Below are 23,943 nucleotides of genomic sequence, written 5' to 3' on the forward strand. Positions count from 1 at the left end.
TCGGGGTCCGTTCCCGCTGCCTCGGCCGCCCGGCCCCACGCCGCGCTGCTTCCGAGGATGAGCGCCCTTCCGTCACGGGTCGTGTGGAACGTTGCAGCGTCCAGCTTGGGTTCGTTCGGCCGCGCAAGGTGCAGTTCCATCCCCAGCAGGCCCATCTCCCAGCCGACGCCGACGGCGCCGGGACCGAACTCGTGCCAGTGGTCCGACACCGGCGCGGTATGCGTAATCGCAAGGCGCGAACGGCCGGTACCGTCGCTGCACAGACGCGCCTCCACCCAGCTCACGTCACCGGCGAACTCCCACGTCAGCCCGAGATGCGAAGGTGGCTCGCAGCGCCTGATCGTGCCGCCTGCGTTTCCCTCCAGCTGGTAGCGACCGCCGGGTTCGAGGCGGCCGCTGACCGGCAGGAACCAGCGCGGGATTCGTTCCGCGCTCGTCACGGCGTCCCAGAGGTCCTCCACCGTCGTCGCGTAGCTGCGCGCGAGGGTGACCGCGCGCGCGGCCTGTCCGTCGCGCTCCGGGGACGACACCGTGCGCTCCACGGCGCCGAGCAGGCGTTCGACATCCAGGTCCATGGCTTCTCCGTTTCGTCAGGCAGGCGATTATCCATGTACATGCCACTGCGTACAGCAAATCGAGCCGCGTGGACGATGGCCCGGACCGCCCACAAGGTCGCGGACCATCCGACATCAGCAAGCCGGACGCCCTTCGGCGCGTTGGTCTCACTCCCCTTACGGCAGGCTCCGCCGGGCCGCTCTCCTAAAATATTTCCTTTTTTTCGATAATATTCCTTGACACTGTAGATTCCGCGCCCTATATCGGCCCCGTCAACGCCCGAAGTGCGCCTGCCGCGGCCGGCCGAGACCTCTTCGCACAGCGCCTCCGCCCGTCATTCCGTCCTTCGAGACGGGCGTTTCGTCCTTCGAGACGAGGTTTCGAGACGCGATCCTGACGGATCGCTCCTCAGCCTCTCCTCAGGATGAAGCTGTATTGGTGAAGCAAACACAACCCTTCATCCTGAGGAGGCGAAGGCGAACGCCTGAGCCGTCTCGAAGGGCTTCATCCTGAGGAGGGGCTGAGGAGCCCCGGACTTGATCCGGGGCGTCTCGAAGCCCCGTCTCGAAGGACGCCGCCCGCGGGTGTCGAGTGTCGAGCGGCACTCCCGTTCGTCCAAGAGGCTGTAAAATTTCCTATCGAAATTGTTTTTGCGCATTTTCGAGAGGCGTCTTTCCAACGATTCCAAAGGGTTAGGGATGCCGGGTGCCAAAAAAATCAAATTAAATAGAACGGTCTGTTAAATTCTAAAACAGAGCAATTTCAAAGACTTAGACGAAATGATTTTGAACATTTATTCAAAATCCGGCCGTTTTCCGACGTCTGGACCGTTCCCCTCCGTTGCCGGCACACCCTTTCACAGAGGAATCCTCAAGGGGAAAGGGGATTCTCGCGGCGCCCCGTAGCGCGCCCGTTACCCGCCCGGTTCGGTCGCCTGCATAGCCGGGCGGCGGCTGAAGCCGTCGTACCAGGACGCCAGCGCCGGACGGCCGCTGCGCCAGTCCTCGTCCGGATAACGGAAATCGAGATAGCCGAGGGCGCAGCCGGCCGCGATGGCGTCGGTCGTCACCGGCGCGTCGACCGGCGCGACGGTTTCGCCCAGACGGGTCAGCACGCGCGCCCGGCGGCCGCGCAGCCGCTCGATGAACCCGTCTGGCCGGTGGCCCTCGGGCTGAAGCGACAGGTGCCGTTCGGCGACCGCCGCATCCATCAGGCCGGTCGCGGCTGCAGTGCGAGCGGCAATGCGCCAGCGGTCGTCGCCTGCGCCGCCCAGCGGCGAGGCCAGGGCACCGCCGAATTGCGCATCCAGCCAGGCGACGATCACGGCCGAATCGTAGAGGATCGTACCGTCGCCGAGGTCCAGCGTCGGGATCTGCGCCAGCGGGTTCGCCGGCGACACGACATCGACGATATTTTCGACGGTCGCTTCGACCAGCCGGAAGCGGCCGGCCACGCCCAGTTCGTGGGCCGCCGCCATGACGACACGGGCGAACGGCGAGGTCGGCGCCCAATACAGCGCGAGGTCGCCGGTCATAGCGGTAGCCCCTACCCGCTCGGCACGGTCGCCTGCATGGCCGGGCGCTTTGCGTAGGTCGCGTACCAGTCGGCCAGCGCCGGCCACCCGCTGCGCCAGTCCTTGTCGGGGGAGCGGAAATCGAGATAGCCGAGGGCGCAGCCGAAACCGATCGCGCCGAGGCTCGTCTCCGCCGCCGCCGGGTCGCCGAGGTCCGCCACCTCCGCGCTCATCTGTTCCAGCGCACCGTCGATCTTGCCCATCTGGGCCGCGATCCAGCCGTCCCATTGTTTCTCTTCGGGCCGGACGAAGGTCTCGTAGCGGCACAGCACGGCGGCGTCGAGCAGGCCGTCGGCGAGCGCTTCCTGCCGCTTGGCGGTCCAGCGCGCCGGACCGTCGGCCGGCACCAGCCGGCAGCCGCTCTCGGCGTTCAGATAGTCGGTGATGACGCCGGAATCGTAAAGCACCGCGCCGTCGTCGGTCACCAGGGTCGGGATCTTCTTGACCGGGTTGACGGCGGCGAGCGCGGGGTCCGGCTGGTGCGGCGCGGTCGCAAGGACGTGCAGCTCGATCCGGTCGTCGAGACCGCATTCCATGGCAAAGATACGGACCTTGCGCACGAAGGGGGAGGCCAGGGCGGCAAACAGTTTCATCGGTCTATCCTGTAGGGGCCTGTAAGGGGCTTGTCGGGTTTTCGGTCGGGATTCGGGCCCGGGGGAAAAGGGGCGGCGGTCAGCCCCGGAACACGTCCTTGCGCTGCCGGACCTCGGCGAAGACCTCGACCGGCGAGCCGCCGGCGAGGCCGACCGCAGCGGCGACGCCGGCGCTGTCGGCGCGCAGGAACGGGTTGGTGCGCTTCTCGACGCCGAGCTTGCCGGGCACGGTCGCGATGCCGGCGGCGCGCATCCGGTCGATCTCCGCGGCCCGCGCCGTCAGGTCGGCGTTCTGCGGATCGACGGTGACGGCGAAGCGCGCGTTGGCCTGGGTGTATTCGTGGGCGCAATAGACGTTGGCGCTGTCCGGCAGGGCGCGCAATTTGCCCAAGCTGGTCCACATCTGCGCCGGCGTACCCTCGAACAGGCGGCCGCAGCCGAGCAGGAACAGGGTATCGCCGCAGAACAGGGCGTCGCTGCCGGCGAACCAGTAGGCGATGTGGCCGCGGGTGTGGCCCGGCACGTCGAAAACCTCGGCGCGGGCGCCGCCGAAATCGTAGGTGTCGCCGTCGCCGACCTCGATATCGATGCCGGGAATCCGGTCGCGGTCGGCGCGCGGGCCGACGATGGTGCAGCCGGTCGCGGCCTTGATCTCGCGGTTGCCGCCGGTGTGGTCGCCGTGGTGGTGGGTGTTGAGGATATGGGTGATCGCCCAGCCGCGTTGCGCGGCCTCGGCGAGCGGCGCGTCGGCAACCGCCGGGTCCACCACCGCCGTCAGATTCCGCTCCGGCTCACGGGCCAGCCAGACATAGTTGTCGTTGAGCACGGGAATGCGGACGACTTCCAGCTGCGACATCGCTATGTATCCGGCAGTAGAATGGGATGCCGCCGATATCTAGCATTGTGTCCGGACCGGGCCAACAGTCGTGCGCAAACTGCAACCGGGCCGCGCGGCGATGTCCATCGACAGGCGGGCCGTTGACAGGCGGGCAACAGCCCCTCCACCATCAAACCGTTAAACCGCTGCGGAAGGTGACAGACCGATGGCCGACGATCGCCCCACCCAGGCTGAAAAGGCCGAGCGCTTCCATGCCCTGCACATGGGCGCGGAGCCATTCATCCTCGCAAACGCGTTCGATGCCGGTTCGGCCCGCATCCTGGCCGGTCTGGGCTTCGCGGCGCTGGCGACGACGAGCGGCGGCTTTGCCGGCACGCTCGGCCGGCGCGACGGCGAGGTCACGCGCGACGAGGCCCTGGACCATGCCCGCGCCGTCGCGGATGCGGTCGACCTGCCGGTTTCGGGCGATCTGGAGAACGGCTTCGGCCACGAGCCCGAGGCCGCGGCGACGACCGTGACGCGGGCGGCCGAGGCGGGCCTGGTCGGCTGTTCGATCGAGGATTATACCGGCGATCCGGACTCCCCGTTCTACGACCGCGGCCTGGCCGCCGAACGCATCGCCGCGGCGGCCGAAGCCGCCCGTTCCGTGGGCTTCCGATTCACGCTCACCGGGCGGAGCGAATGTTTCATCCGCGGCCTCCCGGACCTCGACGAGGTCATCGCCCGGCTACAGGCCTACGAGCGGGCCGGCGCCGACGTCCTGATGGCGCCGGCGCTGCCGGACATCGCCGCGGTCCGCGCGGTGTGCCAGGCCGTGTCGAAACCGGTCAATTTCATGGTCGGCGTCCGTGGCAGATCCTTTCCCGCGGCGGATGTCGCAGCAGCCGGGGCGCGGCGCATCAGCCTCGCGACCTCGCTGTACCGCGCGGCAATGACCGGCATGGTCGAGGCGGCGGCCGAGGCGCTGGAAAAGGGGACGTTCGCCTATGTCGACACTTCGATGTCGACGCCGGACATCGCCGGCTTCATGCGCGGGTAGGTGTCGTTTCCAAGAAAGCTGTCCAGTCTTTTGGCGGGAGTATTGGCGTTAATGCGGCATTTCAGTCGCCGAATTCACCGCCGCCGCTTGACTGTTCTTCTTGGTCAGAACAGCTTGTGACTGGTCGAATCTTGCTTCCGGCATGAGGTCGCCCCGTGTCCGAAATCGGTGTACTCGAAGCGAAAACCCATCTTCCCCGGCTGCTCCGGTGCGTCGAGGCCGGGGAGCGGTTCGTCATCACCAGGCACAACCGGCCGGTGGCCGAACTGATCCCCTTCCGGCCGCGCGATCGCGAAAAAGTGCTATCGGCAATTGCAGGCCTAAAGGCGTTTCAAAAGAGCCACAGCCTCGGAGAACCGTCGGTCCACGGCATTGTCGAAGACGCGCGCAGGTATTGACGGCATTCGTTCTCGATTGCTCGGTCGTCAAGGATTGACGCGACGCCAGCGGCGCGTATCGCGAACCCTTTCCTTGCCGCCCCGGATTCAATCCGGGGCCCAGAGCCGTGAGGCTAGGCCGTGCCGGGCGACTCTGGACCCCGGATTTCCGCTTCGCTCCATCCGGGGTGGCAAGATTTGGTCCTCGCAAACTGTTTGGTACCGGTGGCGCAGCGCAGGCCAATTGCGAATCGTCAGGGAAATTCAGTGGTGAAGAATCCGGGTCCGGCCCACGGTCTACGGCGATGGCTTGGGCCGATCCATCCGCCAAGCCCCGGCGTTGCGCGCGGGCGGGTCGCCCTTAAAATGACCCCCCATGTGGACCGACGTTGCCGACCTGCATGCGTTTTACGCCTCGCCGACCGGCCTGATGGCGCGGCGGCTGATCCGACGCAAGCTGCGCCTGATGTGGCCCAATGTCGGCGGCGCGACGGTGCTCGGCTTCGGCTATGCGACGCCCTATCTGCGCACATTCCACCGCGAGGCGGTGCGGGTCTGCGCCCTCATGCCGCCGCAACAGGGCATCCTGCAATGGACCCTGGGCGGCAAGGTCGCCGCGGGCCTCGCCGACGAAACGATGTTCCCCCTGCCCGACGGTTGCATCGACCGGCTGCTGCTGATCCACGCCGTCGAGGCGAGCGAGGCCCTGCGCCCGATGCTGGCCGAATGCTGGCGCGTCATGTCCGACGGTGGCCGGATGATCGTCGTGGCGCCGAACCGGCGCGGCATCTGGGCCCGGCTTGAGCGCACGCCGTTCGGCCAGGGCCGGCCCTTCTCGGAAGGCCAGATCCGCCAGTTGCTGCGCGAGACCCAGTTCACCCCGGTACGCAGCGAGGCCGCCCTGTTCGCCCCGCCGATCCGGCGTCGCGCGATCCTGTCGACCGCGCGGGCCTGGGAACGGGCCGGCGAGCGCTGGCTCGGCCTGATCGCGGGCGTGACGCTCACCGAGGCGACCAAGCAGGTCTATTCCGCCGTCGCGCTGCCGGTGCGCTCGCCCTTCCGCATCCTGCCCGCCCCGGTGCGCCCGGCGGCGGCGAGAGAATCCTCCTAAGCGCCGCCGCCGATCTCGTCCATCGCGAACGGCGTGGTCTGGTAGAGCTTGTTGATCCAGTTGCCCATCAGCAGATGGCCGTGCGCCTTCCAGGTGTTGCGCGGGGTCTTCGACGGATCGTCGTGGGGAAAATAGTTTTCCGGAATGCGCACCGTATCCGGACGCGCCTCTATATCCCGGACATATTCGTTGTAGAGGGTGCGCGATTCGTATTCGAGATGGTTGAACATGTAGACGGCGTTGAGCGCCCTGTCGGTCACCATGCAGACGCCGGCCTCGTCGGATTCGAGCACGATACTCAGCGGCTCGTGCTTCTCGATGTCCCGGGCGCGGCATTCGGTGTAGCGCGAGACCGGCACGGGCAGGACATCGTTGAAGCCGCGCACCATCGGGTCGGTGCGCCGCGCCACGCGATGGCCGAAGACGCCGGAAATCTTGCGCGGCAGCAGATATTTCGGGACGCGGTAGTGATGATAGAGCTGCGCCTGGGCGCCCCAGCAGATGTTGAAGCTGGAATGGACGTTGGTCCTCGACCAGTCCATGATCGCTTCCAGCTCGTCCCAGTACTTGACCTCCTCGAACTCGATCTCCTCGACCGGCGCGCCGGTGACGATCAGCCCGTCGAACTTCTCGTCGCGGATGTCCGCCCACGGCTTGTAGAAGGCGAGCATGTGCTCCTGCGGCGTGTTCGACGGAATGTAGTGTGACGGCGAGACCAGCGTCATCTCGACCTGCAGCGGGCTGGAACCGATCAGCCGCGAGAGCTGCGTCTCGGTCTCGATCTTCTTCGGCATCAGGTTGAGCAGGGCGATCCTGAGCGGCCGGATATCCTGCCGGACGGCATCCTGCTCGCGCATTACGTCGACGCCTTCCTTCTGCAGGATGTTGGCGGCGGGCAGGTCGTCGGGGATCTTGATCGGCATGGACGCGCTCGGCGGCAATTTGGGCTGCGGAACGCTGATATGGCATATGCGGCGCGGTTGTCGAGATGGCGGGAACATGGACGCCATGCCCCGGCCGGTGTAGGGGAGGAGGCGCAACTCTCTCCCGCGATACCGGGACAACGCCTCGATATGCCTGCCGACAGCGACAAGGCCGCGGCCGCTCTTGCCGATACCCTCGCCGCGCTGCGCGCCCGGATCGACGATGTCGATTCCCGTATGCTCGCCGCCATTACCGAGCGGGTAGAGATTGCGCAGCAGGTCGGCGCCGCCAAGAGCGCCGGCGGGACGGCGGACGACGGCGCGCCGGTGCATCGTCCGGGCAGGGAAGCGGCCCTGATCCGGGCATTGATCGCGCGTTACGACGGACCGATGGACCCGACGGCAATCCACGCGGTCTGGCGCGAGGTCATCGGCGCGTCCATCGCGGTCCAGCGGCCGCTTGTCGTCGCCGCGGCGGACAGGGCGGCGGAACAAACCGCGCGGCTCCATTTCGGCACCAGCCAGCGCTATTCCTGGGCGGCCAGCCCGATCGTGGACGTGGCGAGCGGCGAAGCGGACATCGCGCTCTTTCCGGTGCTCGACGGCGACGCCTGGAAGGCGGCGGCGGATCTGCTGGCCGCGCGGCCGGATTGCGCCCTGCTGTGGCGCCTGCCCTTCACCGTGCCGGGCGGCGGCTGGATCGCGGTCGGTCGCGGTGTCGCCGAGGAAAGCGGCGACGACCTCACGGTCGCCATCGTGCCGCTCGACGCAGTGCCCGACGATCCGGCGATCGAGACCCTGTGCTCCCTGCCCGACGGCCGGGCCGTGCTCGCCGTCGACGGCGAGTTGGCCGACGCGCCGGAAAATACGGGGTCGGCCGACGATCGCCCGGTGCTGCAATTGGGCCGGTTCCCGGCGCCGCTGGTAATCTGATTTAGTGCCGCGCATTCCGTCACTCCTATGGAGCATGCGCCATGAGCGCGTCTGAACAGCGCCCGCAGCCCAGGCCGGGCATCATGAAGATCGCCCGCTATGTCGGCGGCGAAGGCGGCCTGCCCGGCTTCGACGACCCGATTCGGCTGGCGAGCAACGAAAGCGCCCTCGGGCCGAGCCCGAAGGCCATCGCGGCCTACGCGGCGGCGAAGGATTCGCTGCACCGCTATGCCGAAGGCGGCGCGGCGGACCTGCGCCGGGCGCTCGGCGCGCGCAACGGAATCGATCCCGACCGGATCGTCGTCGGCAACGGCAGCGACGAGATCATCGGCCTTGTCACCAAGGCCTACGCCGGGCCGGGCGACGAGGTGCTGTTCAGCCGGCACGGCTTCGCCATGTATCCGATCGCGACGCTGGCGGCCGGCGCAACCCCGGTCATGGCCCCGGAGACCGACTACCGCGCCGATATCGACGCCATGCTGGAACTGGTCAGCGAGCGGACGAAGATCGTCTTCCTCGCCAACCCGAACAACCCGACCGGCAGCTACGTCACCGCCGGGGAGGTCGAACGCCTCCATGCCGGCCTGCCCCCGCACGTCCTGTTCGTCGTCGACGCCGCATATGCCGAATATGTCACGCGCAACGACTATACCGACGGGCTGGAACTGGCGGAGGCGTATGAAAATGTCGCGATGATGCGCACCTTCTCCAAGATCTACGGCCTCGCCGCGCTCCGGGTCGGCTGGTGCTTTGCCGCTCCGGCGGTGTGCGACGTGCTGCACCGGACGCGCGGGCCGTTCAACGTCAACGCAGCGGCCCAGGCGGCGGCGCTGGCGGCGCTCGACGATGTCGGCCATATCGACCGGGCACGGGCGCACAACGACATCTGGCTGCCCTGGTTCGCCGAGCAGGTCGAACAGCTCGGACTGACCGTCCTGCCCAGCATCGGCAATTTCGTGCTGGTCGGGTTTCCCGCCGAAGAGGGCCGGGACGCGGCGACGGCGGAAGCACATCTGAAGGGCGACGGCATCATTCCACGGCCGGTCGCCGGCTACGGCCTGCCGGACTTCCTGCGCATCACCGTCGGCCTGGAGGACGAAATGCGGGCGGTGGTGGCCTCGCTCAGGGCCTTCGTCGGCCGATGAGCGGCAGCGCGCCCCGTTTCGGCCGGGCCGCGGTGATCGGCACCGGCCTGATCGGCTCGTCTTTGCTGCGCGTCATGCGGCGCGAGAAGCTGGCCGACGAGCTGGTCGGCTGCGCTCGCCGCGCCGAGACAAGGGCGCGCATCCTCGAGCTCGGCATCGTCGACCGGGCGGTCGAGGACCCGGCGGAGGCGGTCGCCGGCGCCGACCTGATCGTCGTCGCGATCCATCTGGGCGGCTACGCCGGACTGGCCGAGGCGATCGGCCCGCATCTCAAGGCCGGCGCTATCGTCACCGACGTCGGCTCGGCCAAGCAGGTCGCGATCGCCGCCCTCGGCCCGCCCCTGCCTGACGGGGTCCATCTGGTGCCCGGCCACCCGATCGCCGGCACGGAATTTTCCGGCCCCGATGCCGGCTTCGCCGAACTGTTCGAGGACCGCTGGTGCATTCTGACCCCGCCGGAAGGGACGGACCCGGCGGCAGTCGAAACCGTCGCCGCCTTGTGGCGCGCCGCCGGCTCCGAGATCGAGATCATGGACCCGCTGCACCATGACCTGGTGCTCGCCATGACCTCGCACCTGCCGCACCTGATCGCCTACACCATCGTCGGCACGGCGACCGAGCTGGAGGAGGACGTGCAGGCCGAGGTCGTCAAATTCTCGGCCGGCGGCTTCCGCGACTTCACCCGCATCGCCGCCACCAAGCCGGATTTCTGGCGCGACGTGTTCCTGACCAACCGGGAAGCGGTGCTGGAGATGCTCGACCGCTTCACCGAGGACCTCTCGGCCCTGCGCCGCGCGGTCCGGCGCAGCGACGCCGATGCCATCATGGCCCGCCTCGCCCGCACCCAGCAGGTCCGCAAGGATGTGATCGCCCTGGGGCAGGATACGGAGTGGCGGCGGTAGGGTTACCCGTTCGGCCCAACCCGGCAGGCAGGCCGTGACCCTGGCGGGAAATCCGGGTTAGACTCGGTCCGATGAGCTGGCCCGAAAACGAGGAAAGCCTCGAAGACCGCCGCACGCGCTGGCGGGCGCGCTACGCCGAGAGCGATGCGGCGGCGGGGATCGAGACGACCGGGGACTTTACGCCGTTCCGGCAGATCGACGATGTCTTCACGCGGGCCTTCTGGGACGAGCGCGTGCGCACGAAGGAGTCGGACGCCTTCTTCGACTCTTACCGGGCGGATTTCACCGCGCGCCGGGGCGACGGCTTCAACCAGCGGGATTTCGCGCTCCGCAACGCCTCCTGGCTGATCTCCGACCTCATCACCAACCGCCATGTCGGGCAGGGCCGGCGGGAAGGATTCCAGGCGGCGATCTCGGACGACACGCCGGTCGTCGCGGAGAAAGTCGTTGTCGAGGACCGGGCGGCCATGGCGGCCGAGATCAAGAAGGTCGCCCGGTTTTTCGGCGCGAGCCTGTGCGGAATCACCGGATACGACGAGCGATGGACCTATGAGTCGCGGGTCGACGTGCGCGACTTCTCCGAGGCGCCGGCGGGTCTGCCGGACGACCTGGAAAGCGTCATCGTGCTCGGCCACGAAATGGACGAGGGGTTGGTCGCGACCTACCCCTCCGCGCTGGCCGGTGCGGCGACGGGGCGGGAGTACAGCCACGAGGCGGCCATCGTCATGCAGACCGCGGCCTATATCCGGGCGCTCGGCTACCGGGCGGTCGCCTCCATGAACGACACGGCGCTCGTGATTCCCTACGCCCTCAAGGCCGGTCTGGGCGAATACGCCCGCAACCAGCTCGTCATCACCCCGGAGACCGGCCCGCGCCTGCGCTTCTCCAAGATCTTCACCGACCTGCCGCTGGCGCACGATGCGCCGCGCAAGCTTGGCGTCGCGGAGTTCTGCGCCGTCTGCACGCGCTGCGCGGACGCCTGCCCGGTGAACGCCCTGCCCTACGGCCCGCCGAAGGCCGACCGCCCGAACCGGTCCGCCATCCGGGGTGTGGTGAAGTGGACGTCGGATGCCGAGAAGTGTTTCGGATACTGGGCGAAGCTGGCCTCCGACTGCGCGATCTGCCTGCGCGTCTGTCCCTTCAACCGGGATTTCCGGCGCTGGACGAACCGGCTGTGGCTGCGCCTCGCCCTCTCGCCGCTGCGCCGGCTGGCGCTCTGGCTGGACGACCGGTCAAGCCGTGCACAACGGCTGCGACCGCGGGATTGGTGGTCGGGCAGCCGGTAGGGGCCGCGGAATGCAAAATCCCGAACCGGGTCTCAGGACCCATGACAAAGCGCGCGCAACGCCGGGATTCACGCTGTTCTCGGCGATCCGGAGCGACCGCGCCTTCCTGATCGACATGGAGGGCCGGCCGGTCCACGAATGGGCACTTCAGGGCCTGGGCGGCGTCAACCTCTGCCAGCTGACCGGCGACGGCAACCTGTTCGTCACCCAGGCCACGCTCGACGGCCCGTCGCTCATGGCGGGCAAGGGCGGCCTGCTGCGCGAATACGATTGGGACGGCAACATCGTCTGGGAGCATTACGACGAGAACCACCATCACGATGCGCGCCGGCTCGAGAACGGCAACACCCTCTACATCGCCTGGGACCTGCTCGACGACGCGACCGCACGGCGGGTGCAGGGCGGCCTGCCGGGCACGGAAGTGGACGGCAAGATATACGGCGACCTCGTGCGCGAGATCGACCCGTCGGGCAGGACGGTGTGGGAATGGCGGATTCGCGACATCGAGATCGAGAAGTATCCGATCTGCGGCATCTGCGACCGGGCCGAATTCGGCCATGCCAATACCTGCGCGCCGCTCGACGACGGCAACGTGATGCTGAGCTTCCGGGTGCTCAACCTGATCTGCATCGTCGACCGGGACTCCGGGCAGATCGTGTGGGAAATGTGCGATCCCGTCCTCGGCCACCAGCACGATTGCCATTTCATCGACAACGGCAACGTGCTGATCTTCGCCAACGGCTTCCACGGCCGGACCGACGACATGTTCTCGCATATCTTCGAGATCGATCCGCAGACGAAGGAGATCGTCTGGCGCTACGACGCGAAGCCGCCGCAGAGCTTCTATTCGGCCAATATTTCCGGCGTGCAGCGCCTGTGGAGCGGCAACACCTTCATCTGCGAGGGCGCTCGCGGCTGCCTGTTCGAGGTCACCCCGGACGGCGACGTGGTGTGGGAATACCTGTCGCCCCATACCGCCTATTCGCGGATTTTCGGCACCGAACTGAACTGGATCTTCCGCGCCCGCCGCTACGCCCCCGACGCCCCGGAGCTGAAGGGCCGCGTGTAGCGGGGACGAAGGAAGGTTTTTCAGTCGCCGCCCGACAGCATAGCGAAGCGGTATCCGCCAGCATCGTGGGGAGGGTTTCAAACCCTCCCCTACATCCCGGCAACAAATGACGCGCCCCTACCCCGCCGCCCGCACTTCGGCGACGCCGACCATGGTGTCGCGGGTGACGATTCCGGCCAGCTTGTCCTCCGGCCAGCCTTCGGTGCCTTCGGGCTGCATGGGCAGCACGAGATAGCGCATGTCGGCGGTCGAATCGTGGACTCTGACCTCGCGGCCGGGGTCGATCTCCGTGCCGAACTCCCGCAGCACGCCGCGCGGGTCGCGCACCGTCCGGCTGCGGTAGGCGTAGTTCTTGTACCAGTCCGGCGGCCGGCCGAGTATGAAGACCGGGTAGCAGGAACACAGGGTGCAGACGACCACGTTGTGGACGTCGGCCGTGTTCTCCACGACGACGATGTCGGCGACCACCGGGTCGATGTCCATCTCCTCCTTCATCGTCTTCTTGCCCTGGGCGAGCAGCCGTTCCTTGAACGCGGCATCGGTCCAGGCGCGGGCGACGATCCTGGCGCCGACGGCCGGCGAGCGCTCGTCGATCTTTTCGATCATCGCGCGCATGTCGCCGGCGCTGAACACGCCCTTCTCGATCAGCAGGCTGCGCGTCGCCGCGACGAGATGCTGGTAGTAGCCCTGCGGCTCGTCGGCCTCGATGGCTGCGTGTTCGTGGGAATCATGCGGCATTGCTGTCGTCTCCCCCATGGGCCGGGCCGCCGGCCGGCTCGAGCCAGGTTTCGTAGATTTCGATATCGATCGTGTCGGCCGGGTTGCCGGCATAGTCGTCCCAGACATGGGCCTGGTCGAAGCGCACCCGGTACAGCGGGAGGCGCGCGCCGTCGTAGGTGCCGAAGGCGAGTTCCTCCGGGTTCCTGTAGGCGCCGCACACCCGCTCGACCGCGCCGGTCTTGCCGCGGATGTAGAAGGGTGTGCGGAGATGCCGCCGGCCGGTCGGGAAGCGGGCCGACACGGTGACGGCGTCGCCCGGACCGAAGCGGGGCCGGAAAGACGGCGCGCTCATGCCCCGGCCTCCAGTTCGCGCACCCGCGCGTCGAGTTCGGCGCGGTCGAGCACGCCCTTTTCGACCAGGATGTTGCTCAGCGACATGATCCAGCGCTCGTAATAGCCGATCGTGTCGTAGAGCTCCGGCGGCAGTTCCTCGATGCCCCGGCGCAGCTCGTCGACGGTGACGATCTTGTCCTCGCGCATCGACAGCAGCCGCATGGTCGCCTCGACCTGCTTCTCCCACGGCTCGATCTCGTGCTGGGACGGCGCGACCGGCCCCTTGTCGAGGCCGCCCATGTCGTGCTGCTGGCGGATATTGTCGTAGTCGGGCATGAACGGGCCTCCTAACGTCCCCTGAATTCGGCTTCGCGCCGCTCGACGAAGGAGCGGACGCCCTCCGCAAAATCCTCGCTCGCCGCGATCTCTGCAAGCTGGCCCCGGAAGGCCCGGACCGCTGCGTCCGGCCCCTGCCGCACCGAGATGGCGGCATTTTCCCGGCTCGCGCGCACGGCGAGCGGCGCCTGTTTCGCGATCCTTGCGGCGAGTTCGACGGCGCGGTCCAGGCCGTCGCCCTGCGGCACGACCTCCTGCACGAAGCCGAGGCGCAGCGCGGTTTCGGCGTCGAACTCGTCGCCGGTCAGCAGCCAGCGCATGGCGTCGCCCCAGCCGGCGCGCTCGACGAAGCGGATGGTCGCGCCGCCGAAGGCCATCAGCCCGCGCTTGACCTCGAGCTGGCTGAAACGCGTCCCTTCCTCGGCGACCGCGATGTCCGCCGCCAGCATCAGTTCGATGCCCAGCGTGAAGCAGATGCCCTTGACCGCCGCGACCACCGGCTTGGTGCGGAACGGCGGGCGCAGGTCGAACGGGTCGACCAGGTCCCGCGGGAAGAAATCCGGCTCCGTGATGTCGAAGGCGCTCAACTCCAGTCCGGCGGTGAAATGCGCGCCCGCGGCATGGACCACGGCGCAGCGCAGTTCGTCGTCGGCCTCGTAATCGGTAAAGGCCTGCGCCAGCGCCGTGCACATTTCCGGCGTGAAGCCGTTGAACTTCGCCGGCCGGTCGATGCCGATCAGGAACAGGCCGCCCCGCCGTTCGGTCGCGATGCGGCCCCGGTCGGGGTCAAGGTCGGGGCCGGAGCCGGCGCCCTGCCCTGCCCTGCTTGTCGCGGCGACGTCGTTCATCGGCAAATTCCGGCTGTTCCAGGGATGCTCCCGGCCGAATGTGACACCCGGACCCTTCGTCTTTCAACCCCCCATCCCTATAGTCCGGCCAGCCTGCGCCAGCCCCCGAAGGACTTTCCCGCCATGTTCGAAACCAGCATCGACGCCGACGGCATCGCGGTCATCAAGTGGAACATCCCGGACCGCCCGGTCAACGTGATGAACGAGACCACGATGGCCGGCTTCCGCGACGAGGTGGAAAAGGCGATCGCCGACGATGCGGTGAAGGGCGTCGTCATCGCCTCGGCCAAGGACGATTTCATCGCCGGCGCCGATATCGACGGTTTTCTCGAGGACCTGAGCGTCGAGGCCCTGCTGCCCCAGTTCCTCATGTTCGACAAGGTCGGCCGCGCGATGGAGACCTGCGGCAAGCCCTTCGTCGCGGCGATCAACGGCCATGCGCTGGGCGGCGGCTTCGAGACCGCGCTGTGCTGCCATTACCGGATCGCGGCGGACAACCCGAAGGCGCGCATCGGCCTGCCGGAGATCGGCCTCGGCGTATTGCCGGGCGGCGGCGGCACCCAGCGCATCCCGCGCATGCTCGGCCTGCAGGCGGGCCTCAAGATGCTGCTCGACGGCCGGAAGCACACGGTCGCCCAGGCAGCCAAATTGGGGCTGGTCGACGAGGTTGTGCCGCCGGAAGACCTGCTCGATGCGGCAAAAAAATGGGCGCTCGACAACCCGGACGCGACCCAGCCGTGGGACCGCAAGGGCTTCCGCATTCCCGGCGGCGACGTGCAAAGCCCGACGGGGATGCAGCTGTTCCCCGCAGCCAACGCCATGGGGCGGGAGCGCAGCTTCGGCAACTATCCGGCGGTCCAGGCGATCCTGTCCTGCGTCTACGAGGGCTGCCAGCGCCACATCGATGTCGGCCTCCGGGTCGAGAGCAAGTATCTGGTCAACATGATCCGCCATCCGGTGACCAAGGCGATGGTGCGCACCGGCTTTTTCGAAATGGCCAAGGCGCGCAAGCTCAAGGGCCGGCCCGAAGGCGTCCCGAAAGCGAGGATCGGCAAGCTCGGCATCCTCGGCGCCGGCATGATGGGCGCCGGCATCGCGTCGGTGAGCGCCGGCCGCGGCATCGACTGCGTGCTGATGGACGTCGACCGGGAAGCCGCCGAAGCGGGCAAGGCGCGCGCCGCGGCACCTCTGGAACGCCGCGTGAAACAGGGCAGGATGCAAGAGGATCGGATGGCCGCCCTGCTCGACCGCATCGCGCCAACCGACGACTACGCCGCCCTGGAAGGCAGCGACCTTGTCATCGAGGCGGTGTTCGAGGACCGGGCGATCAAGGCCGACGTGACGAAGGCCGCCGAAGCCCGCCTCGCCGACGACGCCGTTTTCGCCTCCAACACCTCGACCCTGCCGATCACCGGCCTCGCGAAGACCAGCGCCCGGCCCGCGAATTTCATCGGCATCCACTTCTTCTCGCCGGTCGAGAAGATGCCGCTGGTCTAAATCATCCGCGGCGCGGAGACCGGCGACGCCGCGGTCGCGCTCGCGCTCGATTACGTCCAGGCCATCGGCAAGACGCCGATCGTGGTCAACGACGGCCGCGGCTTCTTCACCAGCCGGGTCTTCGCCACCTACGTCATGGAGGGCGTCGCGCTGCTCAAGGAGGGCGTCGCGCCGGCCCTGATCGAGAATGCCGGCAAGATCGCGGGCTTCCCTGTCGGTCCGCTCGAAGTCGTCGACAACACCAGCCTCGGCCTGTCGCTCGCCATCCGGCGCCAGTGGAAGAAGGACCTGGGCGAAGCGTATGCCGGCCATCCGGCGGACGACGTGTTCGAGCTGTTCGTCGAGACGCTGGACCGGCCGGGCCGCAAGGCGGGCCGGGGCTTTTACGACTGGCCGGCGGACGGGCGCGCCGGCGAAACGAAATGCCTATGGCCGGAACTCGGCCGCCATTTCCCGCGCGCCGCCGAACAGCCGGACGTCGAAGACGTCAAGCAGCGCCTCCTCCATATCCAGTCGGTCGAGGCGCTGCGCTGCCGGGCCGAAAATGTGGTGACCGGCCGGGCCGACGCCGATGTCGGCTCGATCCTCGGCTGGGGCTTCCCGATGTATACCGGCGGCGTGCTCTCCTGGGTCGGCCAGGTCGGCGCCGCGGCGTTCGAGGACCAGTGCCACGCCCTCGCCGACCGGCACGGCCCCCGCTTCGCCCCGCCCGAAGACGTAGCGGCGCTCGCGGCGTGAGGGCGCGCGGGCCGGCGAACACCGGGGGGCAGGACATGGCCGCACGAATGCTCGACACCGGCACGGACGAACTGCTGTGCGCGATCGACAGCCGGATTGCGACGATCACGCTGAACCGGCCGGAGAAGCGCAACGCGCTGGGCGATACGCTGACGCCGGCGCTGCGCGAAGCGCTGCTCAGGGTGGAGGCCGATCCAGATGTGCGGGCGGTGATCGTCACGGGTGCGGGAACCGCCTTCTGCGCCGGCGGCGACGTGACCGGCCTGGGCCGGCCATTCAACGAGGGAACGGCGCAGGCGCCGCGCCGCAGCGCCGACGACGCGATCCGCGGCCTCCAGCACAAGCAGGACACGCTGACCCTGCGGCTCTACCACCTCGCCAAGCCGACGATCGCGGCGCTGCCCGGCCCGGCGGCCGGCGCAGGCATGTCGATCGCGCTCGCCTGCGACATCCGGCTGGCATCCGAGGGCGCCTTCCTCGCCCCCGGCTTCGTCAATATCGGCCTGTCGGGCGATTACGGCGGAAGCTGGTTCCTGACCCGGCTGGTCGGCCCGGGGCGGGCCAAGGAGATCTACTTCACGGGCCGCCGGATCCACGGGGCCGAGGCCCTCCAACTCGGCATCTTCAACGAGGTCGTGCCGGATGCCGAGCTTGCCGGGCGGGCGCGGGAACTGGCCGGCGCGATCGCCGCCGGCCCGCCGGTCGCGCTGCGCTACATGAAGGAGAATTTCAACCGCGCCGCCGTCGCCGACCTCAAGACCTGCCTCGACATGGAGGCGGACCGCACCATCCGCTCGGCCCGGACCGAGGACCATCTCGAAGGGGTCGCAGCCTTCATGGCGAAACGAAAGCCGGAATTCACCGGCCGGTAGCGTTCCCGCTCCAGGGCGGGCCACGGCCGAAAGAGCGTTATGAAGCTGACGGAAACACAGATCGCGCGGTTCCGGGACGACGGCTTCCTCATCCTGCCGTCGCTGTTCTCGGCGGCGGAGGTCGCGGTCCTGAAGGCGGAACTGCCGCGTCTGTTCGCCGAGCGCCGGCCGGAGAATTTCCGCGAGAAGAGCAGCGACGCCGTGCGCACGGCGATGGCCCTGCACCTGCGCAGCGCGGTCTATGCCCGCCTGATCCGCCATCCGCGGCTTGTGGAGCCGGCGAAGCAGATCCTGGGCGACGGGCTCTACGTCCAGCAGGTCAAGGTCAACGCCAAGGAGGCCTTCTCCGGCGACGTCTGGCAATGGCACTACGATTTCGCGACCCATCACGGCGAGGACGGCGTGCCCGAGCCGCTGGCGCTCAACCTGCACGTGCTGCTCGACGAGGTGAACGAGTTCAACGGGCCGATCGTCTTCATCCGCGGCTCGCACCGGCGCGGCGCCGCACCGGCGACGCTGGACACCGAGACGACGAGCTATCCGCTCTGGGTGGTCGACGACGCGACCGTGACCGGGCTGGTGGACGAAGGCGGGCTGGTCGCCGCCAAGGGGCCGCCGGGCACTGTGCTGATCTTCGGCGACACGCTGGTCCACGGCTCGTCGATCAACATGACGCCGTGGCCGCGCACCATCTTCTCGCTCATCCTCAACCCGGTCGCCAACGCGCTGACCCGCCACCGGCGGCCCGACCACCAGCACCACCGGGACCTGACCCCGGTCGAACCCCTCCCGGACGACTGCCTGCTCGAAGCGGCGGCGGAATGACCGTGCCGAGGCGGCGCTGAACGCCAAAAAAATCGTTGCCGTAAGGGCGTTTGCACAATCTGAAAGTAGAAATTGCGATTTGTGCAAATTCTTGCTAAGCTGCATCTATGATCGAACGTGAAATCGCGCCCCGCCTCAAACGGCTTTTCGGGCAATATCCCTTCGTCACCGTCACCGGGCCGCGCCAATCGGGCAAGACCACGCTCTGCCGTGAGACCTTTTCGGATCTTGCCTACGTCAATCTGGAAGCCCCCGATCACCGGGAATTCGCCGAATCCGACCCGCGCGGCTTTCTCTCCCGCCTCGACGAAGGCGCCATCCTGGACGAAATCCAGCGCGTCCCGGACCTCCTGTCGTATCTTCAGGTCGTTGCCGACGAAAGGGGGCGGAACGGCCTCTTCATTCTGACGGGCAGCGAACATTTCAAGCTGTCCGAAGCCATAGGCCAATCGCTGGCAGGACGAACCGCGCTGCTGCGCCTCCTGCCCTTCACGCTTGCCGAGAGGGAGCAGTCGGGCGCCGGCGGCACGCTGGATGACATTCTCTATTCTGGATTTTATCCGCGGATCTACGATCAGGGCATCGATCCGCGGCAGGCGCTCGGCGACTATTTCGAAACCTATGTCGAGCGCGACGTGCGCCGGCTGGGCGAGATTCGCAACGTAGCGAATTTCCAGCGCTTCGTCCGCCTCTGCGCCGGCCGGGTTGGGCAATTGGTTAACTTCGAGTCTCTGGGCTCGGATGCGGGGGTTTCCCATACGACGGTGCGGAACTGGCTGGATCTGCTGGAGAGAAGCTACATCGCCTTTCGCCTGCCGCCGTTTCACGCCAATTTGCGTAAGCGTCTGGTCAAGACTCCCAAACTCTATTTCTACGACGTCGGCCTAGCCGCCTACCTTATCGGAATCGAACGGGCCGATCAGGTCGCGTCCCATCCCCTGCGCGGGTCGCTGTTCGAAAACATGGTCGTCGTGGAAGTTCTGAAACACCGGTTCAACCGCGGTCGGTCATCGAACCTTTCTTTCTTCCGGGACAGCCGGGGCCTGGAATGCGATCTCCTTTTCGAGACCGGAAGCGGCATCGGCGCCATCGAGATCAAATCGGGCGCGACGATCGCCCCGGACTTCTTCGCTTCGCTCAATGCCGTCGCAAGTGCGATTCCGGAAATCGGCATGAAAGCCGTCGTGTATGGCGGCCCGGATCGCCAATCCCGGAACGCTGGCGAGGTCGTGCCGTTCGATGATCTGCGTGGCTTTCTCGACCGTTTTGAGAACGATCCGGAAATGGTCGCTTTCGTCGAGGAAAGAATGGCTCCGGAGCCCTCCCGAGCCGACATCGATATTCTTGACAACGTCTACCGCAGGAATATCCGCCCCACGCTCGATGTACTCGATGGTTCCTTGAAGAAACATCTGGCTTCGCTCTTTACGAGTTTTCGACCAAGCGATTCTGTTAAACCCAGCGGTAGAGGAGGAGTATCAGGAAGCGTACTGGGAATCGGTGACTGGGAAAGAACCAAAGCCGAATACATTGCGAAACCTGGATTCTCATTGAGCGATGAGCGACCGCTGAAAATTGGCAAAGAATATCGTTTCGAGAACTATAACGGCGCCCGAATCCGTGAATTCAATATTGTCGTATTTCTCGAATGGACGCTCGAATCCGAAGGTTTTTTGCGGACGGCTACAGTCAACGAGACGCAGCTTACCAAGCTCGACGAACATGTTCGCTATGCCGAAGTCGATACCCGCAGCGCCCGAATCGACAGCACCGTTTGGGCCATCGAGAACGGTGTCAAAGACGAAATCGAAAAGGTATCAGGCACTAGGTAAGGAGGTTCCGACCGCCGGCTTCTCACGTCGCCCCGCCCTACTCCGCCAGCCGCAGATTCACCCTCCGGTTGCGGCGGCCCTTGTTTTCGATCTTGCCGATGGCGACGGGGCCGATCTCGCCGGTCCGGGCGACATGGGTGCCGCCGCAGGGCTGGAGGTCAACCGTGTTCGCGGCGTCGCCGATCCGCAGCAGGCGGACCGAGCCGGCGCCCATCGGCGGCTTGACCGAGAGGGTGCGCACCAGGTCCGGCCGGGCGGCCAGTTCCTCGTCGGCGATCCATTCCGCGCCGACCGGCAGATCGGCCGCGATCAGGTCGTTGAGCGCGGCCCCGATGGCGGCCTTGTCGAGGGACGTGTCGGGCAGGTCGAAATCCAGCCTTCCCTTGCCGTCGCCGACCTGGCCGCCGGTTACCGCGCCGTCGATCACGGCGCACATCAGATGCATCGCCGTGTGAACGCGCATGTGGCGATAGCGCCGGTCCCAGTCGATGGCGCACGTAACGGCGTCGCCGGTTGCCGGAAGCGCCGCACCGTCCGTCGGGATGTGCCGGTGCTCGCCGCTCGCCCGGTCGACGCGGGTATCGGCGATGACGGTCTCGCCGCTGCCGGGCAGTGCGAGCGTGCCGGTATCGCCAAGCTGGCCGCCACCCTCCGGATAGAACACCGTGCGATCGAGCACGATCCCCTCCGGCCCGACGCGCAGCACCGTGGCTTCGCAGGTCTTCAGATAGGCGTCGCTGCGGAACAGTTCTTCGGTCATGGAATCCTCTTCGCCGTCACGCCTCGCCGCCGCCCAGCACGCGCAGATAGACCTTGCGGTCGATATTGCCGCCACTCAGCACGAGGCCGGCCCTGCGGCCCGCCATCGTCTCGCGCTCCCTGACCAGCGCAGCCAGCGCGGCTGCGCCGGCGCCCTCGGCGATATTGTGGGTGTCGGTGTAGTAGGCCCGCATGGCGGCCTCGATCTCCGCCTCGCTCACCGTGACGATGCGCGCCGCGCCGCGGTTGACGATGGCGACCGCGTCCGGCGCCGGCACGCGGCAGGCCATGCCGTCGGCCATGGTATCGGCGGAATTTGTCGAGACCGGCTCGCCGGCTTCGAAGGACAGGGCGTAGCAGGCGGCGTTCTCGGCGCACACGCCGACAATCTCGGTGGCGAGGCCGAGCGCATCGCGCGCCGCGATCACGCCGCAGATGCCGGAGCCCAGGCCGATGGGCACATAGACCGTGTCCAAGTCCGGCACGGCGCGGAAGAATTCCAGCGCGTAGGTCGCCGTGCCGTGCACCAGCGGTTCGGCGAACGAGGCGACCATGTGCAGCCCGCGCGCGTCGGCGAGCGCCTCGGCATGTTCCAGCGCCTCCTGGAAATCGCTGCCGTGGACGATCAGTTCGCCGCCCTGGGCCTGCATCGCCGCGTTCTTCTCGCGGCTGTTGCCCTCGGGCACAACGATCACCGGCGTCAGGCCGTTGCGCCGCGCGGCGGTGGCGATGGCCTGGCCGTGGTTGCCGCGGGTCGCCGCGATCACGCCTTCGACCGCCGGCTCGGTGCGGCGCAGCCGATCCATGTAGACCAGCCCGCCGCGGATCTTGAAGGCGCCGATTGGCGTGTGGTTCTCGTGCTTGACCCAGACCTCGGCGCCGGTGCGCGCGCACAGGAGCGGCCAGCAATGGGCCGGCGTCGGCGGCATGACAGCGCGGACGGTCCCGGTCGCCGTTTCGATGGCCGCAAGGTCCGGAAGGTTCATCACTGTCTCCCGCAGGGAAAGGCGTCAGTGGGCGTATTTCTGGGCGATCCAGGTGCCGAGCAGGATGAGCAGCCCCGCGGCGAGGATGGTCCAGGTGATCCGCTCGCCCAGAATGACGGCGGCGGCGGCGACGGACAAGACAGGCTGGAGGAACTGGAACACCGCGATCCGCGCGATGCCGCCCCGGTTCATCGCCAGGAACCAGAGCGCGTAACCCGCGAGCGACGACAGCAGGACGAGCCAGCCGATACCGAGCCAGCTGGCGGACGTTACTGCCGTCCAATCGGTATAAGGGTAGAGGATCAGCATGGCCGGGACGGTCAGCATCAGGGCGGCGCCGAGGCCGTAGAAGGTCGCGCTCCAGCTGCCGACGACCGGCCCCAGCCTGGCGCCGCTGACATAGCCCGCCGAGCACAGGCAGACCCCGACGAAAACGACCAGGTCGCCGATCAGCCAGGTCGGCGACAGGGTCAGGTCGCCGGCCGGCTGGGTATAGAGAATCAACAGGACCGTGCCGGCGATGGCGACCGCCGCGCCGAGCCACCAGCCCAAGCGCGGCCTCACGCGGTTCGCAATGGCGGCGAACAGGCCGGTGGTGACCGGCAGCAGAGCCATGATCAGCGCGGCATGGCTGGCGTTGGCGAGCGCAACCCCGATGCTGAGGACTGTCGGCCAGAGCGCGAAATTCAGCCAGCCCGAAATCACCAGTTGACAACGGTGGCGCGCGGATTCGGGAAAGGGGAGCCGGAAAGCCAGAGCGATGCCAAGGCCGATGAAGCCGGCGAGCATGGAGCGCAGGACACCGGCGGTCGTCCCGTCGATGGTCTCGACCGCGACCCGGTTGGCCACGACCGTCCCGCCCCAGCAGATCAGCGTCGTCAGCGCGGCGGCCAGAGCAACGGGCGGCAGGCCGCGGCCGGCGCCGCCGGGCTCGGCGTCGGTCGCGGTCGCGGCGGTCAAACCGTGATGGTTCCTTCGAGGTAGGGCGCGGCGTGGCCGGCGATCGAGACCCGGTCGCCCCTGAGCGCGCACCAGAGGGCGCCGCCACGGACCGAAACCTGGCGGGCAAACATCTCCGTCTTGCCGAGCCGTTCGGCCCAGTAGGGGATCAGGATGCAATGGGCGGAACCGGTCACGGGATCCTCGTCGATGCCGCCTGTCGGCGCGAAGAAGCGCGAGACGAAATCGCAGTCTCCGCCCTTTGCGCCCGGCGCGGTGACTATCAGCTCGGGGATGTCGAGCGCGGCGACCCGGCGGAAATCCGGCCGGACGGCGCGCACGGCTTCCTCGCTGTCCAGCACGGCCAGGGCGTAGGGTGCGGCGAGCACCGCCTCCGGCGCGACGCCCAAGGCGCCGGCAACGTCACCGATATCCGCCGGCTCCGGGGGCTGGGCCGGGAAATCCATCACCAGCCGGTCGCCGTCGCGCGCCACCGTTAACGGGCCGCTGCGCGTGTGGAAGGTGACAGCCTCTTCGGCATGGCTGAGCCGGTTGAACAGGACCCAGGCCGTGCCCAGCGTGGCGTGGCCGCACAGGTCGGCCTCGATCAGCGGCGTGAACCAGCGCAGGTCGAACCCGCCGCCACCGCGCGGCACGAAGAACGCTGTTTCCGACAGGTTGTTTTCCAGCGCGATGGCCTGCATCGTCGCGTCGGGCAGCCATTCCCGGAGCGGCACGACCGCCGCCGGATTGCCGCCGAACGTCCGCTCGGTGAAAGCGTCGACCTGGTAGAGCTTCAGTTGCATAGCGGAAGTTCCCTGCGGTTCCGGCCCGCCGATTTCCGCGCTCCGGCAATTCGCACTGAACGGGCTGCTCTATCCGGAAATGCGCGAAAGAGGCACAAGCCCTCCCGG

26 protein-coding genes are annotated in these 23,943 nt (G+C 67.6%); 13 read left to right on the plus strand and 13 right to left on the minus strand.

What is annotated here, in order from left to right:
* From OXM58_20010 to gloB, 4 genes are all read right to left on the minus strand, one after another.
* The coding region (locus OXM58_20010) for an SRPBCC family protein (protein MDE0150648.1) at positions 1-575 on the minus strand (575 nt) is incomplete at its 3' end.
* 893 nt (positions 576-1,468) lie between these two features.
* Positions 1,469-2,089, minus strand: a complete 621-nt coding sequence (locus OXM58_20015) for a glutathione S-transferase family protein (protein MDE0150649.1) — start codon at positions 2,087-2,089, stop codon at positions 1,469-1,471.
* Positions 2,090-2,100: 11 nt separating this feature from the next.
* The gene (locus OXM58_20020) at positions 2,101-2,721 is read right to left on the minus strand and encodes a glutathione S-transferase (protein MDE0150650.1); all 621 of its coding nucleotides are present in this window, start codon (positions 2,719-2,721) and stop codon (positions 2,101-2,103) included.
* Positions 2,722-2,800: 79 nt separating this feature from the next.
* Positions 2,801-3,577, minus strand: coding sequence for a hydroxyacylglutathione hydrolase (gene gloB, locus OXM58_20025; GenBank protein MDE0150651.1), 777 nt, complete (start codon positions 3,575-3,577; stop codon positions 2,801-2,803).
* Positions 3,578-3,764: 187 nt separating this feature from the next.
* Here gloB and OXM58_20030 point away from each other — a divergent pair, with 187 nt between their 5' ends.
* The 3 genes from OXM58_20030 to OXM58_20040 all read left to right on the plus strand — a co-directional run bounded on the left by OXM58_20030 (position 3,765) and on the right by OXM58_20040 (position 6,086).
* Positions 3,765-4,598 (plus strand): isocitrate lyase/phosphoenolpyruvate mutase family protein, encoded by an 834-nt coding sequence (locus OXM58_20030; GenBank protein MDE0150652.1) that lies wholly within the window; start codon positions 3,765-3,767, stop codon positions 4,596-4,598.
* A gap of 155 nt (positions 4,599-4,753) precedes the next feature.
* Positions 4,754-4,996 (plus strand): type II toxin-antitoxin system prevent-host-death family antitoxin, encoded by a 243-nt coding sequence (locus OXM58_20035; GenBank protein ID MDE0150653.1) that lies wholly within the window; start codon positions 4,754-4,756, stop codon positions 4,994-4,996.
* 355 nt (positions 4,997-5,351) lie between these two features.
* Complete coding sequence (locus OXM58_20040) at positions 5,352-6,086, plus strand: methyltransferase domain-containing protein (protein MDE0150654.1); 735 nt, start codon at positions 5,352-5,354, stop codon at positions 6,084-6,086.
* Here the strand turns inward: OXM58_20040 and metA are convergent.
* Positions 6,083-7,009: a homoserine O-succinyltransferase gene (gene metA, locus OXM58_20045; protein ID MDE0150655.1), complete on the minus strand. Its 927-nt coding sequence runs from the start codon at positions 7,007-7,009 to the stop codon at positions 6,083-6,085. The two genes, OXM58_20040 and metA, sit on opposite strands and share 4 nt — an antisense overlap.
* 150 nt (positions 7,010-7,159) lie before the next feature.
* Here metA and OXM58_20050 point away from each other — a divergent pair, with 150 nt between their 5' ends.
* The 5 genes from OXM58_20050 to OXM58_20070 all read left to right on the plus strand — a co-directional run bounded on the left by OXM58_20050 (position 7,160) and on the right by OXM58_20070 (position 12,344).
* Positions 7,160-7,942, plus strand: a complete 783-nt coding sequence (locus OXM58_20050; GenBank protein MDE0150656.1) for a chorismate mutase — start codon at positions 7,160-7,162, stop codon at positions 7,940-7,942.
* Between the two features lie 41 nt (positions 7,943-7,983).
* Positions 7,984-9,087 carry a histidinol-phosphate transaminase gene (gene hisC, locus OXM58_20055; protein MDE0150657.1) on the plus strand — a complete coding sequence of 368 codons (1,104 nt, stop codon included), beginning with the start codon at positions 7,984-7,986 and terminating at the stop codon, positions 9,085-9,087.
* Positions 9,084-9,989, plus strand: a complete 906-nt coding sequence (locus OXM58_20060; protein ID MDE0150658.1) for a prephenate/arogenate dehydrogenase family protein — start codon at positions 9,084-9,086, stop codon at positions 9,987-9,989. The genes hisC and OXM58_20060 overlap by 4 nt, the downstream gene beginning before the upstream one ends.
* A 71-nt stretch (positions 9,990-10,060) precedes the next feature.
* Positions 10,061-11,275: a 4Fe-4S dicluster domain-containing protein gene (locus tag OXM58_20065; protein MDE0150659.1), complete on the plus strand. Its 1,215-nt coding sequence runs from the start codon at positions 10,061-10,063 to the stop codon at positions 11,273-11,275.
* Between the two features lie 10 nt (positions 11,276-11,285).
* Positions 11,286-12,344 (plus strand): aryl-sulfate sulfotransferase, encoded by a 1,059-nt coding sequence (locus OXM58_20070; protein ID MDE0150660.1) that lies wholly within the window; start codon positions 11,286-11,288, stop codon positions 12,342-12,344.
* 117 nt (positions 12,345-12,461) lie between these two features.
* Here OXM58_20070 and OXM58_20075 read toward each other — a convergent pair whose 3' ends face one another.
* Genes OXM58_20075 through OXM58_20090 form a run of 4 tightly spaced genes read right to left on the minus strand, consistent with a single transcriptional unit; the run spans position 12,462 to position 14,581 of the window.
* Positions 12,462-13,082: a nitrile hydratase subunit alpha gene (locus OXM58_20075; GenBank protein MDE0150661.1), complete on the minus strand. Its 621-nt coding sequence runs from the start codon at positions 13,080-13,082 to the stop codon at positions 12,462-12,464.
* Positions 13,072-13,509: a nitrile hydratase subunit beta gene (locus OXM58_20080; protein ID MDE0150662.1), complete on the minus strand. Its 438-nt coding sequence runs from the start codon at positions 13,507-13,509 to the stop codon at positions 13,072-13,074. Before OXM58_20080 ends, OXM58_20075 begins: the two co-directional genes overlap by 11 nt.
* A complete protein-coding gene (locus OXM58_20085; GenBank protein ID MDE0150663.1) occupies positions 13,413-13,733 on the minus strand; it encodes a nitrile hydratase subunit beta in 321 nt (106 codons plus the stop codon). The genes OXM58_20080 and OXM58_20085 overlap by 97 nt, the downstream gene beginning before the upstream one ends.
* Before the next feature lie 11 nt (positions 13,734-13,744).
* Positions 13,745-14,581, minus strand: coding sequence for a crotonase/enoyl-CoA hydratase family protein (locus OXM58_20090; GenBank protein ID MDE0150664.1), 837 nt, complete (start codon positions 14,579-14,581; stop codon positions 13,745-13,747).
* A 123-nt stretch (positions 14,582-14,704) separates the two neighbouring features.
* Between OXM58_20090 and OXM58_20095 the strand changes: the two genes are divergently transcribed.
* The 5 genes from OXM58_20095 (at position 14,705) to OXM58_20115 (ending at position 20,345) form a co-directional block, all read left to right on the plus strand.
* Positions 14,705-16,078, plus strand: coding sequence for a 3-hydroxyacyl-CoA dehydrogenase NAD-binding domain-containing protein (locus OXM58_20095; protein ID MDE0150665.1), 1,374 nt, complete (start codon positions 14,705-14,707; stop codon positions 16,076-16,078).
* An 81-nt stretch (positions 16,079-16,159) separates the two neighbouring features.
* Entirely contained in the window at positions 16,160-16,816 is a 657-nt protein-coding gene (locus tag OXM58_20100; protein MDE0150666.1) for a 3-hydroxyacyl-CoA dehydrogenase family protein, read from the plus strand.
* Positions 16,817-16,851: 35 nt separating this feature from the next.
* Positions 16,852-17,688, plus strand: coding sequence for an enoyl-CoA hydratase (locus OXM58_20105; GenBank protein MDE0150667.1), 837 nt, complete (start codon positions 16,852-16,854; stop codon positions 17,686-17,688).
* A 39-nt stretch (positions 17,689-17,727) separates the two neighbouring features.
* Entirely contained in the window at positions 17,728-18,513 is a 786-nt protein-coding gene (locus tag OXM58_20110) for a phytanoyl-CoA dioxygenase family protein (protein MDE0150668.1), read from the plus strand.
* A 107-nt stretch (positions 18,514-18,620) separates the two neighbouring features.
* Entirely contained in the window at positions 18,621-20,345 is a 1,725-nt protein-coding gene (locus OXM58_20115) for an ATP-binding protein (protein MDE0150669.1), read from the plus strand.
* Positions 20,346-20,382: 37 nt separating this feature from the next.
* Here OXM58_20115 and OXM58_20120 read toward each other — a convergent pair whose 3' ends face one another.
* From OXM58_20120 to OXM58_20135, 4 genes are read right to left on the minus strand one after another with little or no spacing between them, the layout of a single operon-like run.
* A complete protein-coding gene (locus OXM58_20120; GenBank protein MDE0150670.1) occupies positions 20,383-21,105 on the minus strand; it encodes an alanyl-tRNA editing protein in 723 nt (240 codons plus the stop codon).
* A 16-nt stretch (positions 21,106-21,121) separates the two neighbouring features.
* The gene (locus tag OXM58_20125; protein MDE0150671.1) at positions 21,122-22,090 is read right to left on the minus strand and encodes a threonine dehydratase; all 969 of its coding nucleotides are present in this window, start codon (positions 22,088-22,090) and stop codon (positions 21,122-21,124) included.
* Between the two features lie 24 nt (positions 22,091-22,114).
* Positions 22,115-23,050 (minus strand): DMT family transporter, encoded by a 936-nt coding sequence (locus OXM58_20130; GenBank protein MDE0150672.1) that lies wholly within the window; start codon positions 23,048-23,050, stop codon positions 22,115-22,117.
* Positions 23,047-23,835 carry a PhzF family phenazine biosynthesis protein gene (locus tag OXM58_20135; GenBank protein ID MDE0150673.1) on the minus strand — a complete coding sequence of 263 codons (789 nt, stop codon included), beginning with the start codon at positions 23,833-23,835 and terminating at the stop codon, positions 23,047-23,049. The genes OXM58_20130 and OXM58_20135 overlap by 4 nt, the downstream gene beginning before the upstream one ends.
* Positions 23,836-23,943: the final 108 nt, after the last annotated feature.

Source organism: Rhodospirillaceae bacterium (assembly GCA_028819475.1).
Classification (GTDB): domain Bacteria; phylum Pseudomonadota; class Alphaproteobacteria; order Bin65; family Bin65; genus Bin65.